A 13,232-nucleotide genomic window follows, 5' to 3' on the forward strand; every position below is an offset into this window, starting at 1 on the left:
GAGGCGGCGCAGGTGGAGCGGTTCGCCGTCGCTCTCACCGACGCCGTCGGCGATCCCGAGGAGGGAACGAATGAACACGCCCGACCCCCGCGACCCTCGCGGCTACGCCGCCGACGCGCCGCTCCTCGAGGCGTGGCTGCGTTTCACCGGGGACGTGCGCGACGGTCGCACGATGCCCTTCAGCATCCCGGGCCACAAGCACCGCACCGACCTGGTGGGCGACGTCGTCGTCGGCGACGTCCCGATGCTCGCCGGCCTCGACACGATGAAGCAGGACCACGCGCTGCTGGCGACGGCGGAAGCCCGCGCGGCCGAGGCGTGGGGCGTGGACTGGTGCCGGCTCTCCGTCGGCGGCTCCACGCACGCGAACCAGGCGTCGATCCTCGCTCTCGGGCACCCGGGGCAGAGCGTGGTCGTCTCGCGAACCCTCCACCGGTCGGTGCTGCTCGGGCTGGTCTTCGCGGGGCTGCGGCCGGTCTGGGTGCATCCCGAGATCGACGCCGCCACGGGCCTGCCGGGCGGCGTTCCCGTGGCCGCGGTCGAAGCGGCGCTGCGAGCCCACCCCGACGCCTGCGGGGTCCTCATCGGCGACCCGGCATACGTCGGCACGCTCTCCCGCATCGAAGACCTCGCCGCGGCCGCGCACTCGTCCGGCGTCCCCCTCGTCGTCGACGCCGCGTGGGCCGCGTACTTCGGGTTCTCTCCGAAGGTGCCCGCCCACGCCCTCGCGCGCGGCGCGGACGCCCTGATCACCAGCGCCCACAAGACCCTCCCGGCCTGGAGCCAGTCCGCCTTCCTCCTCGCGCGCACCTCCCGCTCGGGCGGCCTGCTCGACCCCGATCGGCTCGAGCGGGGGTTCGAGGCATCCGCCACCACCAGCGCAGCCGGTGCCATCCTCGCCAGCGCCGACGCATCCCGCGCGCTGCTGCAGCGCGACGGCGCCGCACTGGTGGGCCGGCTCGTCGACCTCGTCGCCTCCGCACGCGAGCAGCTCGCCGCCGTCGACGGGCTCGAGGTGCTCGTCGACCGACCAGCCGATCACCCGCAAGGCCCCCTCGCCGTGGACCCCGCGAAGCTCGTCGTCCTGCTCGCCGGCACCGGCGCCCACGGGCACGCCGTCGAAGCCGAGCTCCTCGCCGAGGGCATGACGCTCGAGATGGCCGACCGCGACATCCTCGTGCCGATCATCACGCTCGCCGACGACGAGACGACCGTGCGTCGACTCGTCACGTCGCTCGCGGCGGCGATCGAGCGCCACCGCGGCGAGGCCCGGCGGATCGCGACCTCGCCGGCGTGGAGCGTGCGATCCGAGACGGCGATCTCGCCGAGAGACGCCTTCTTCGCCCCTCACGAGACAGTCCGAGCGGATGCCTCGATCGGCCGCGTCTGCGCGGAGCTCATCGCGCCCTACCCGCCCGGGGTTCCCGTCCTCGCGCCCGGCGAGATCGTCACCGCCGAGGCGCTCGACGCGCTGCGTGCGACTCGCGCCGACGGCGGACGGATCGCCTACGCCGCCGACGCGACCCTCGCGACCCTCCAGGTCGTCGCGTAGCCACGCACCGAGCCGGGGCACCCGCTCACGAGCCCGGGGACACCGCCCCGCACCCGCCCGTCACCCCATGCGAGGGTCGTACGTCGGATCCGGATACATCGTCGGGCATCCGCCGTCCACGGCCTCCTCGCGCAGCTCGTAGTGCCACGGCTCGTTCGCGTAGATCTGGCAGAGCCCGTACGCGGCGCCGTGCGCCGACAGCCAGGCCGCGGCATCCCCTCCCATGTCGATCGCTTCGCCGCGCACGTGCGGCGACGTCTCGGGTGTCGCCACCCACCGGGCGGCCTCGTCGGCCGAGCCGTACTCCGCGACGGCGTCGTCGAGCAGCATCCCCTGGTACTGCGCGGAGCGCCAGCCGCTGTTGACCGAGAACGCGACCCCGTCCGCAGACGCCACGGACGCTGCGCGCCGGACGGCGTCGATCAGCCGAGTCTCGAGGTTCGAGATCGCCGGCAGCTCGTCGTACACCGTCGCGCCGTCGCCGAGACCGCCGTCCTCGAGAGCGACCTGGCCGTCGAGCGGCGGCGCGGCGGGCTGCGTCCGGGTTTCTCCCGCCGTCGCGTCCGCAGACTGCGTGTGTGCGGGTGCGTCCGCGGTCGTCGGCCCGGCGATCGCCGTGGAGGACGCGCTCCCGACGATGCCGGCGATCGCGGCGACCGCCACGGCGACGACGGTCGTGATGACGACGAGGAAGGGCAGGCGGATGCGGCGGGGGGAGGTTCGGGAACTGCTCGTGGACATGCGTCGAGTCCACTCGCACGGGCGTTGCGACGGCGTATGCGGGTCTCGATACGCAGACGATATGCGCGGCTTCATAGGGTCGACGCATGCCCTCGCCCTCCCCCGACACCGGTCCCTCTCATCGCCGAGATCGGGCGCCGTCGGTCGTCACGGTCTCGGAGGCGGCGATCGCGTCGAACACCGCCCTTCTCCGCGCGCTCTGCGGCACGCCCGTGATGGCCGTCGTCAAGGCGGACGGCTTCGGACTGGGCGCGACCGCCGTCGCTCGCGCCGCTCTCGCCGGCGGTGCGGGCGAACTGGGCGTCGCCACGTGCGACGAGGCGCTCGCGCTCCGGGCAGCAGGGATCGACGCGCCCATTCTGGTGTGGATGCTGCACCCCGGCGCTCCTCTTGCCGACGCGATCCGGGCCGACGTCACCCTGTCGTGCGCATCGCCGCGCCTGCTCGAGCTCATCGCGGCGGCCGCGGCGGAGACCGGCCTCCGCGCGCGGGTCGAGCTCGAGGTCGAGACCGGGATGCACCGCTCGGGATGCCCGCCGCAGGACTGGCCGGACCTGTGCGCCGTGGCGCGCGCGGCGGAGCAGCGAGGACTCGTGGACGTGACGGGCGTCTGGACCCACTTCGGCGTGACCGACGACGACGCAGGAGCCTTCGCGCGTCCGCTCGCGCGGCTCGAGCACGCCCTCCGCACGGCCCGCGACACCGGCCTGCGGCCGCGCCGTCGTCACGCCGCGGCCTCGCTCGCGGCGGTCGTCAGCCCGGATGCCCGCCTCGACCTCGTGCGCATCGGAGCAGCGCTCTTCGGCATCGAGCCGGTGCGGTCGCGGCCGCTCGGCCTCGAGCCCGCAGCACGCTGGGAGACCGCGGTCGCGCAGGTGCGCGACGTCGGCCCCGGCGATCCGGTCGGCTACGGCGCGCAGTACCGCACCGCACGCAGCGGCCGACTCGCCCTGCTGCCGGTGGGCTACGCCGACGGCATCCCCCGCTCGGCGTGGCCCGGTGTGACCGTCTCGGTCGGAGGGATCCGGCATCCGCTCGTCGGCGCGGTCTCGATGGACCAGTGCGTCGTCGATGTCGGCGACGCCGTCGTCGAGGTGGGCGATCGCGTCGTGCTCCTCGGGGAGCCCGCGCTCGGCGAACCGTCGCTGCTCGAGTGGTCGCTGATCCTCGGCACGATCCCGCAGGAGGTGCTCACCGGGCTCGGGCCGCGGGTGGCTCGCGTCGTCGCGCAGGGCGTCCGCTCGTGATCCGGCAGGTCGTCGTCGTCTCGGGCGGTGCGAGCAGCGAGCACGACGTGTCGGTCGCCTCCGGACGGGACGTCTCGGCGGCTCTTGCTGCGACCGGCCGCCACTCGGTCATCGACGTGCACGTCGACCGCGCCGGCGCCTGGCACATCGGAAGCCTCGCCGCCCCCGCCCAGCCCTTCGCCGACGTGCTCGACGAGGTCTCCCCCGGCACCGTCGTCTTCCCCGTGCTCCACGGCGGCTGGGGCGAGGGAGGCGGGATGCAGCGCGAACTGGAGGAGCGCGACATCCACTTCGTCGGAAGCGGCGCTGTCGCTTCGGCGCGCGCCCTGTCCAAGCGCGAGACCCTCCGGCTCTGCGCGGCGGCCGGGGTTCAGATCATCCCCACGTGGTGTGTCGACCGCGCCCGCTACGTCGCCGATCCCGACCTCGTGGCCGGCGCGATCCGGCGAACCTTCGGGGGCGATCTTGTCGTCAAGCCCGACACCGGCGGATCGAGCATCGGCGTCCACGTCGTCCCGGGGCACACGCCGGTGCGCGCCGCACTCGCCGACGCCTTCGCCGATGCGCCGCTCGCGCTGGTCCAGCCGCTCGTGGACGGTGACGAGGTGAGCGTCGGCGTCTGGACGGATGCCGAGGGCGCCGTGCGCGCGAGCGGAGCCTCGCTCCTCCACCTCCCCCGCGACGCGGACGGGGGCGGATTCACCTACGCCCACAAGTACGAGGGCGCGGGCGCCGTGCTCGAGATCCCCGCCGCCTTCCCCGAGTCCACCCTCGACGCGCTGCGGTCGGCGGCCCTGCGGTGCTTCACGGCACTCGGATGCCGCGGCCTCGCCCGCATCGACTTCTTCGTCGACCGTTCCGGCCGGATCCTCCTCAACGAGATCAACACCATTCCCGGCCTGCGCCGCGAATCGCACTTCCCCCGCCTGGTGGCGGCTGCCGGAACACCGTACCCGCGGCTGCTCGAGGCCCTCGTCGACGACGCGATGCGCCGACCCCGCCCGCGCCGACGGGATGTCCTCCCCCGGATCGGCGCCGCGTCCCGCTGAGATCGGAGACCGACCGTCGGGGCACGTCGACCGCGTCGCGCATGGACGCGGTTGCCGGGCGGGCTTAATATCGGGCTCGTCCGCCGGATCCGCCGCGGAGACGGAACGCGAAGGAGGGTTCGACGGTGAGCGACGATCCCACCCTCGGCCTCACGCTCAGCGGCGGGGGCGCGTACGGAGCCGCGCACGTCGGCGTGCTGCAGGAGCTGGAAGCGCGAGGCATCCGTCCCGGAATCGTCGCCGGCACCAGTTCGGGTGCCCTCGTCGCGGCCGCCTATGCGGCCCGCGTGCCGCAGGACGCGATCGAGCAGGCCGCGCTCGCATTCCGCTGGAGCTCGATCGCCCGCATGTCGCTGACCCCGCGGCTCGGGCTGCTCGACTCCGGCGCCCTGACCGACGCCATCCACCGCACCCTCGGCGAGGATCCGCTGATCGAGGAACTTCCCCGACGCTTCGCGGCCGTCGCGACCGACGTGCGCACGCGTCAGGCGGTGGTGATCGACAGGGGTCCGCTGAACCTCGCGCTGCGGGCGACGATCGCCGTTCCGGGGCTCCTGCCGCCGGTTCGCCGCGGCGGCCAGGTGCTCATGGACGGCGGCATGGTCGACAACGTGCCGGTCGGCGCGACGCGCCAGCTCGGCGCCGAGCGGATCATCGTCGTGCGTCTCCACGCGAAGTGGGAGAACGTCCGCATGATGCGCGTCGTCTCCAGCACCGCCGAACTCGAGGAAGACCCGTCGATCGTCCTCGTCCAGCCCGAGATGACAGGGCTGGCGCAGTGGTCGATGGCCGACGTGCCGAACCTGATCGAGGAGGGCCGCCGCGCCGCCCGCGAGGCGCTGGACGCCGCCGAAGGGCTCCCCCGCGGCTGACGCCGCGAGATCGCCCGCCGTCCGACGCGTGCCCGGGGCGCTGCGGCGATGTCACGGGCAGGCGGCGAAGGGGGCGCCGCCTGCCCGTGCGGCCTCAGATCGTCGACCGCCGGCGGCTGCGAACGACGGCGACGATGAGGCATCCCGCCCCTGCGATCAGCGCGGCGAGCCCCGCGACGAGCACCCACGCCCGCAGCTCACCGCCTGTGGTCGCAAGGTCGGAGATCACCGGAGGCAGGACGACGACGTCGCCCTCCGCTGCGGCGAGGTTGTCGGCGAGCACCGGGTCGTAGGCCGCCGAGAGCGCGACGGCCTGGTTGACGACGTCCGCACCCGCGGCGAGCGCGGGGTCGACGGTGCCCACGATCGTGTCGTAGATCGTCACGCCCACCGGAAGCTCCGGATACGTGCACTCGACGACGTTCGGGTGCGACGCCAGTGAGTACGGGCCGTACTCGGGCGCCAGTCCCTCGAGATCGCTCGCGAGCGTGGGCCGGGTCTCGCAGTCTGCGCCGGGCACGGCATCGTCGGGCGCGCCGACGGGGTTCAGGATGCCCGCGGGGATCGGGTCGACCGTGCGGACGTCGGTCGCCACCGACGGGCCGTTGTTGGTCGTGGCGATGAGGTAGCTGATCGGCTTGCTCGCCACCACCGCCAGGACGTCGAGCGTCTTGGTCACTGCGAGGTCGGCGACCGGCTCGACGGTCACGTTGACCACGCCCGTGTCGCAGACGGGGGTCGGGCTGGACGTGTCGCACAGCTCGTAGGTGAAGGCGTCCGCGCCGTCGTACCCCGCATCGGGCGTGTACGTGATCGTGTCGTCGGCGTTCACGACGACCGTTCCGTGCTCAGGCTCGGCGGTGACCGCCGGCGGCGCGGCGAACGGCTGACCGGATGCGGACGACGCGCCGGCGTGCACGTCCAGAGGCTCGGCCGTCTCGTCCACACGGGTGGCGATGGCGTGGTCCGGTGCCGCGACCGTGTTCGGCAGGACGCGGACCGCGATGACCACCGTGTCGCACTCCTGCGGTGTGGCGGTATCGCAGACAGTCACCTCGTAGGAGTCCGGACCCGAGTATCCCGGCGCCGGCGTGTAGGTCACCGCACCGCCGCCGGCGGCCGGCGCGGCGAACCCGAGCCGACCTGCCGTGGCGCCGATGGTGATGCTGCCGTGCTCGGGCGCGGTCACCTCGGTGGTCGTCGCAGGGTCGAGCGGCATGCCGGCCGCGGTGACGATGTCGGCGAGCGGGGTGGTGACGCTCGAGTTCTGCGCGACCTCGACGCCGATGTTCTCCTCGGCCGCGGGACCGTGGATGAAGACGTTCGCGATCTCCAGCGAGACGGTGGCCGTGTCGCACACGGGGTCGGGGTGCGACGTGTCGCAGACCTCGTACGTGTACTCGTCTGTTCCGGAGAAGCTCGCGTTCGGCGTGTAGGTGATCGTCCCGTCGCCGTTCACCGCCGCGACGCCGTTCGCCGCCTGCGCGGTCACCGACGGGAGCGCGAAGGACTGTCCGGACGCGGACGTGTCGTTGGCGCGCACGTCGCTGGCGACGGACTGGCCCGCGTCGGTCGCCGCCGCGTCGTTCTCGGCGGAGACGGTGTTCGGCTCGACCTGCGCCGCCACCGTGACGCTGCGGCACTGCTGCGGCGTGGCCGTGTCGCACACCTCGACGGCGAACGAGTCGGGCCCCGCGTAGCCGGCCGTCGGCGTGTACGTGACGTCGCCGGTGACGGGGTCGATGGTCAGGTCGCCGTGCGACGGCGCCGACTCCTGCGCCATCGTCGTCGGGTCGAGCGAAGCGCCGGACGCCGTGACGATGTCGGCGAGCACCGCGGTGATCGCACCGTTGTGAGCGACGGTGATGCCGTCGCGACTGGCGGCTGCGGTGCCTTCGGCGAAGACGTTGTCGACGGTGACCGCGACCTCGGCGGTGTCGCAGACGGGGTCGGGGGTGGACGTGTCGCACACCTCGTAGGTGTACGAGGTCGCTCCGCTCCATGCGGCGGCCGGGGTGAACGTGATGGTGCCGTCCGCGTTCACGGCGGTGGCTCCGGACGAAGACTCATTCGTCACGGTCGGAATCGCGAAGGCCTGGCCGGACGCGGAGGTGTCATTGCCCCGGACGTCGGTGACGACATCCTGCCCCGCCTCGGTGGTCGCCACGTCGTCGACGGCCGTCACGACGTTGTCCGCGACCTCTACGGCGACGGTGACGTCGTGGCATTCCTGCGGGGTCGCGCCGTCACAGGCGGTGACGGTGTACGCATCGGCACCCGAGTAGCCGGGCGTGGGCGTGTAGGTGACGGCGCCCGTGGCCGGATCCACCGCGATGCTGCCGTGCTGCGGCGACGTCGCCTCGGTGACCGTGGTGGCGTCGACCGGTGACCCGTCGGCGGTGAGGATGTCGGCCAGCGGCGTGGTCACCGCGACGTTCTGCGTCGTCCCGATGCCGTCGTTCGCGGCCGCAGCGGGCCCGTCGACGAACACGTTCGCGACGTCGACCGTGACGGTCGCCGTGTCGCACACCGGGGTGGGCGCCGACGTGTCGCAGATCTCGTACGCGTACGAGTCCGCACCGCTGAACGCGTCATCGGGCGTGTAGACGAGAGCACCGGCACCGTTCACGGTCACGGTGCCACCCGCCGGCTGCGCGGTCACCGTCGGGATGGCGAGCGGCTGCCCGCTCGCGCTGGTGTCGTTCGCGAGGACCGGGGTGGTGACGGGCTGGTCGGCCGTGGTCGCCGCGGGGTCGTCGACGGCCGTCACCACATTGGCGGCGACCGTGACGCCCACCGTGACGTCGTGGCACTGCGATGGCGTCGCCGTGTCGCAGACGTGCACGGTGTAGGCGTCAGGGCCCGAGTATCCGGCGGTCGGCGTGTAGGTCACCGCACCGGATGCCGCGATCGAGATCGATCCGTGCTGCGGCGCCGTCACCTGGGTGACCTCCGTCGGATCGACGGGAGCGCCGAGCGTGGTGACGATGTCGTCGAGCGGGGTCGTCACCGCGGTGTTCTGCGCCGTGTCGACGCCGGCGTTGGCAGCTGCCGCCGGGCCGTCGACGAACACGTTGCCCATCGTGACCGTGACGGTGGCGCTGTCGCAGGATGCGACCGGGAACGACGTGTCGCACAGCTCGTAGCGGTAGGAGTCGGTGCCGCTGTATCCGGGTGCGGGCGTATAGGTGACCGTGCCGTCGCCGTTGACCACGGCCGCACCGTGGTCCGGTGCGGTGATGATCGTCGGGGGCGCGAACGGCTGGGCGCTCTCGGACTCGTCGTTGGCGCGCACGTCGGTCGTGACCGCCTGGCCTGTCAGCGTCTGCGCGTCGTCGTCGACGGCCGTGACCACGTTCGGGGGCACGGTGATGCCGACGATGACCGAATGGCACTCCTGCGGGGCAGCGGTGTCGCACACGCTCACCTCGTACGTGTCCGTGCCGCCGTACCCCGTCTGCGGCGTGTACGTGACGGCGCCGGTCACAGGGTCGATGCTGATGCTGCCGTGCCGTGGCGCGTCGACCTCGGCGACCGTGGTCGCGTCGAGCGCCGCGCCCGTGGTGGTGACGATGTCGGCGAGGGGCGTCGTGACCGGCGTGTTCTGCGCAGTGCCGATGCCGCCGTTCGCGTCGGCGGCAGGACCGTCGACGAACACGTTGTGCATCAGCACGTCGACGGTGGCCGTGTCGCACACCGGGGTCGGAGACGACGTGTCGCAGACCTCGTAGGTGTAGGCATCCGCACCGCTGAATCCGGCGTCCGGCGCGTACGTGACCGTTCCGTCGCCCTGGACGGTCGCGGTGCCGTTCGCACCGGCGACCGTCACCGTCGGGAAGGCCAGCGACTGGCCGGACGCCGACGTGTCGTTCGCCCGGACGTCCGTCGTGACCGCCGCGCCCACCGAGGTCGTCGCGTCGTCGTCCACGGCGGTCACCGTGTTCTGCTCGACGGTGACCGTCGCACCGGCCACCGTGCACTGCACGGGAGCGGACGTGTCGCAGACCCGGATCTCGTACGCGTCAGGCCCGGCGTAGCCGGCATCCGGCGTGTAGGTCACCGCACCGGTGGCGGGGTCGATCGTGATTGCGCCGTGTTGCGGAGCGGTCTGCGCGGTCGCCGAGGCCGGATCCAGCGGCGCACCCGCGGCGGTGACGATGTCGGCGAGCGCCGTGGTCACAGCCGTGTTCTGCGGGGTCGTCTCCGCCGGGTCGAGGGCCGTGAACACGTTCACGACGCTGTCGGTGTCGGATGCCGTGTCGCTCAGCGTCACAGAGCCGTCCGCGGGGTCGGATGCCTCCACCGTGGCGGTGTTGACGACCGTGTCCTTCGTGCCCGGGAGCACGCGGACCGTCACCGTCGCCTGCGCGGAAGACCCGGCGGCGCCGGTGGTCGCCGTGCCGTCACCGACGGTGCCGGCCGCGGTGAGCGAGCCGACGTTCCACGTGATCTCCTGACCGCTCACGGTGATGCCCGGGCTTGCCGAGACGAACTCGAGACCGGCGGGGAGGGTGTCGGTGACCAGCACCCCGTTCAGTGCCTCGCCGGTGAGCCCGTTGGTCGCGGTGAGCGTGTACGTGGTCTCCGCGCCGACCTCGACCGTGTCGACGCCGTCGGTCTTGGTGACGTCGATCTCCGGGCTCGCAGCCGTCACGGTGGAGCACGACACAGCCGTGTCGTTCGCGGCGTTCGGGTCGTTGTAGATTCCGGCGATGTCGCCCGTGACACAGGTGGTGCTCGCCGCGGATGCGGTCGGGCGCAGGTCGAACGTGAGGGTCTCCGGCGCGTCCAGGGCAAGTGTGCGCGCGGTCACCCCATCACCGGCGACCGGCCTGCAGGTGACGACCGTCGGGCCGGTGGTGTCGGCGGCATCGCAGTCCCAGCCGGCGTTGCCGACATCGACGATGTCCACCCCCGAGGGCACCGCGAACGCCGCGGTCGCCGGCGCCGTCGCCGAACCACCGAGGTTCGTGACGGTGAAGGGGACTGCGCCGACTCGTCCGATCTGCAGCGGGAAGCGCGACGCGGCGACGATGCGCAGGTCCGACTCCTCTGTGGTGGCACACACCGCGCGCGGCTCGATCGCCGCAAGCAGGTTCGCAGCACCGGCGACGGAGTTGCAGGCGACCTGGTCAGCGGAACCACCGACGAGGGATGCCTCGTACACGAACGACTTCGAACCGGCGAACGGCAGGCTGGCGATGGTGGCGCGCAGCGCGCTGGCGCCCACCAGCGACGCCGTCCAGTCCCCCGTCGTCGCACCCGAGTACACCTCGGGGCGGGGCGGGTTCGTCGATGCGGAGTAGGCAAGGGTGACACCGGCGTCGATGTTGCTGACGGACGCGAGGGTCTCCTTGACCGTGCTGCCGCGGGGCACGCCGGCGGTCGCTGTGGAGGTTCCGGTGTCGCCGATGAACGGGAGCACGTCGTACAGGTTCACGCCGGTCAGGTCGGCGTTGCCGGTGTTCTTGACGGTGATGCGGTATTTGATCGAGGTGGCTGCCGGCGGCACACCGACCTTGATGTCGGGGTCGGAGATCCAGTCGCAGCCGTCAGCGGCGGAGGTCTCGGGCCGGCAGATCTCCTTCGTCACCGCGAACCCACGGGTGGCGGCCAGCGACGTGTTCGCCTCCGCGCGGGCGAACGCGTCCGCGGTCGCACCGTCACCGTCCAGGTCGGTGGCGTCGTTGTACCGATTGGTCGTGTAGGTGTTGACGATGCTGTTCTCGGCGTCACCGAGCAGTGCCGTCGCCGTCTGAGTGTTCACACCTGCGGGCGCGGCAAGGGTCGGCGTGGACCGCACCACGAGCTGCGGCAGCGTGATGGTGCCCGTCACCGCCGTCGGCCACGTCGCGACGACGGCCTGCCGCTGCGTCCCGTTGTAGGTGACCGTGCGGTAGTCGAACGTCGTACCCGCCGGGGCCGCGGTGGCGAAAGACGCCCCGTTCGGGAGGATCTCCCATCCGAGCGGAGCGATGAAGGAGTACTGCGGCCGGATCGTCGATCCTGCGGGCACGTTCGTCATCGAGCCGGTCGTCCGCCAGGTCACCTCACTGCCGACGACAGCGGTGCCGCCGCCGGTGACCGTCGCCGCGGGAGCGCCTGACGTGAAGGTGACCGGAGGCGGCGTCACAACCGGGTCCACGAGGTTGACGCTTCCGTTGGCCGGTCCGAGGCTTGTCGTGGTGAGCGTCGGCGTCGTGGGGTACGCCATCGAACCCGTCGCAGTGTTGGTCCGCACCCCCGGCGACGTTCCCGACGACAGCGTGGTCCAGAACAGCAAGGTGAAAGGGCTGTTCGCGGTTCCTGACGGCGAGGTGTTCACCGGGAGGAGCGGTGACGATGTGGCTGTCGCAGCAGTGATGGTCCGCCCCGCCGGTGCGGCGTACCAGGTGCCGTTGTTGACGACTACGGTTCCTGTGGTGCCGTTGTCCAGCGTGTAGTCGATGGTTGCCGGACCACCGGCGTTGACCTGAATCGCGCGAGTCGGCAAACCCGGTGGGTTGAGAGTGTTGTCGACGATGGTGCCGACACCGGTCACGTTCGACTGGTTGTTGACGGTCACACCCCAGTAGCCGCTCGTTGTCGGTGCAGCGGGGGCGACCGGGATGTTCTGCGTCGCACCGGTCGAATAGCTCTTGGTGATGTTCGCCTTGGCGAATGGTTCACAGTTGCCCACCTGGACGTTCCGGCTGGCATTGGCGGTCTTCACCTGGCCGTCAAGGTAGGTGACGGTGTGCGAGAGGGTGAACGTCTCCGTCGCCAGACAGCCCGGCGCGGTCGTCGGGTACGCCGTCGTCGGGAATCGCACCACGACCGTCCTGGGGTCGTTCCACACGCCGCCGGCAGCGTTCACACCCGTCTCAGCGAACGTGACCGTGTGGGTGAGCGGGTTGTACACCCCGCCGGTGCTGGAAACGTACACCGCGTTCGGTGGCAGCTGAATCGTCGCGTCATAGGACTGCGCGCACGTGAGCCACGGCGAGCCCCGGTAGTTGGCGATCGTATAGTCCCAGGTGCCGCATCCGGAGAAGCTGTAGTGGGGCCACACCTGAACATCGGCGCCCGCTGCCACGGTGGTCGAGTTCCCGTTGAGCGCCGCAGACGGGTTCGGGACCGTGCTCTTCCATGTCGCGTTCGTGGTGCTCGTGGCGGGGTTGTCGGAATTCGCGGCCGAGATGGTCGCAGACGCCGTCACCGGCGAGCCGTTCAGGAAGTACGAGCCCGGCGCAGGAGCGTTCGCCGGGTTGGAGAAGATGTTGTAGCCGATGCTGAACGACCCGCTGGTACCCGCAGCCACGGTCCCCAGGTTCACGGACAGCCCGGTCGCGGGCGTGCCGGTGACAGCGGGAGCGGGCGTGTACGGCGGGTTGAAGATGTACGTGGCGGTCTCACGGCGCTGCGTCCCGTAGAACGGGTCGACAGCCACTGCGGGGAGATCCACCTTCGTGCCCGTGCAGTCCGCGACGTTGCAGCTGTACGCGACGTTCACGTAGTAGTGCGTCATCGTCTGCGCATCCACGGTGCTGACCGGGTTCCCGGCGGCGTCCGTGATCGTGGTGACGACCGACACCACAGCCGGACCCGCGGCGCTGGCGGCCGTGGCGGGGACGACGCCGAACACCAGGGCGACCGCCGCGAGCACGGCGCCGATTCGCTGAGGTCGAGTCCATAGCGTGAGCACTCGGGAGCGCGGTGCTCCCGTCGTCGGGCGGGCTGATCCGTGGTCTCGCTTCACTGCTCTACCTCTTCGTTCCGGGCATGGCCGTGG

Annotated in this window: 6 protein-coding genes; 4 read left to right on the top strand and 2 right to left on the bottom strand. The window is 71.9% G+C overall.

Annotated elements, in window-relative coordinates; all coding sequences use genetic code 11:
• Positions 1–70 precede the first annotated feature (70 nt).
• A complete protein-coding gene (locus EER34_RS14960; RefSeq protein ID WP_127476138.1) occupies positions 71–1,552 on the top strand; it encodes an aminotransferase class I/II-fold pyridoxal phosphate-dependent enzyme in 1,482 nt (493 codons plus the stop codon).
• Between the two features lie 60 nt (positions 1,553–1,612).
• On the opposite strand, the gene EER34_RS14965 is transcribed toward EER34_RS14960, so the two are convergent.
• Positions 1,613–2,293, bottom strand: coding sequence for a M15 family metallopeptidase (locus EER34_RS14965; protein WP_127476140.1), 681 nt, complete (start codon positions 2,291–2,293; stop codon positions 1,613–1,615).
• 86 nt (positions 2,294–2,379) lie between these two features.
• On the opposite strand from EER34_RS14965, the gene alr reads away from it, so the two are divergent.
• The 3 genes from alr to EER34_RS14980 all read left to right on the top strand — a co-directional run bounded on the left by alr (position 2,380) and on the right by EER34_RS14980 (position 5,461).
• Positions 2,380–3,540 (top strand): alanine racemase, encoded by a 1,161-nt coding sequence (gene alr, locus EER34_RS14970; RefSeq protein WP_127476142.1) that lies wholly within the window; start codon positions 2,380–2,382, stop codon positions 3,538–3,540.
• Entirely contained in the window at positions 3,537–4,589 is a 1,053-nt protein-coding gene (locus EER34_RS14975; RefSeq protein ID WP_164743581.1) for a D-alanine--D-alanine ligase family protein, read from the top strand. Before alr ends, EER34_RS14975 begins: the two co-directional genes overlap by 4 nt.
• Before the next feature lie 125 nt (positions 4,590–4,714).
• Positions 4,715–5,461: a patatin-like phospholipase family protein gene (locus tag EER34_RS14980; protein ID WP_127476145.1), complete on the top strand. Its 747-nt coding sequence runs from the start codon at positions 4,715–4,717 to the stop codon at positions 5,459–5,461.
• A 94-nt stretch (positions 5,462–5,555) separates the two neighbouring features.
• On the opposite strand, the gene EER34_RS14985 is transcribed toward EER34_RS14980, so the two are convergent.
• Positions 5,556–13,106 carry an Ig-like domain-containing protein gene (locus EER34_RS14985; RefSeq protein WP_127476147.1) on the bottom strand — a complete coding sequence of 2,517 codons (7,551 nt, stop codon included), beginning with the start codon at positions 13,104–13,106 and terminating at the stop codon, positions 5,556–5,558.
• Between the last annotated feature and the right edge of the window lie 126 nt (positions 13,107–13,232).

Origin of the sequence: Microbacterium sulfonylureivorans (genome assembly GCF_003999995.1) — a bacterium.
Lineage (GTDB): Bacteria > Actinomycetota > Actinomycetes > Actinomycetales > Microbacteriaceae > Microbacterium > Microbacterium sulfonylureivorans.